Source organism: Yersinia aldovae ATCC 35236 (assembly GCF_000173735.1).
Taxonomy (GTDB): Bacteria; Pseudomonadota; Gammaproteobacteria; order Enterobacterales; family Enterobacteriaceae; genus Yersinia; species Yersinia aldovae.
Map to the genome: position 1 here is coordinate 1 of NZ_ACCB01000112.1, position 514 is coordinate 514.

Consider the following 514-nt stretch of genomic DNA (forward strand, 5'->3'; position numbering starts at 1 on the left):
CCAGAGCCTTTAGCTTCTTAATCGTAGCTGGGACTGCAACTAGTATCGGTCTTACTTTTTTTGCTGTTGCAATAGTTTTAGTGGTTGTTACATTTGCTCTAAATGAGATAGATAAAGAGTACGGTCTATCTGAGAAAATAATAGCCAAAATACGAGAGTTAGAAGCGAGATCACCGAGTGCATCGGATAAATTAGGCATGAACAGCCAACTATTGAATAAAAATATATGAAAAATAAAAAATATCAAATGGATGAAAAACAGACTATTGGGAATAAGTTTAGTCTGATTTTTTCTTGCTTCATTGGGTTTCTCGGGTTATATATGGTTCCCTATGCCTTGAAGAATGAGATTCTCCCTTACCTCTCTTATCCTGATATGGTTTCATTTTATCGTCTGGCAAATTATACTGTGGGTGGAGTATTTATATCCTTAATGATCGTCGTTATGTCAGTATATTTACTGATTACCGGACGAGGAAACTTAACCAAGCTGAAGGGTTATATGTTGGCATCT

General features: G+C 36.0%; 1 protein-coding gene and 1 pseudogene. Both read left to right on the plus strand.

Going from position 1 to position 514, the window contains the following annotated elements; all coding sequences use genetic code 11:
• Nucleotides 1-230: pseudogene (locus YALDO0001_RS19465) on the plus strand (hypothetical protein); the annotation flags it as partial.
• The coding region (locus YALDO0001_RS21630; protein ID WP_004705744.1) for a hypothetical protein at nt 227-514 on the plus strand (288 nt) is incomplete at its 3' end. The pseudogene YALDO0001_RS19465 and the gene YALDO0001_RS21630, both read left to right, overlap by 4 nt.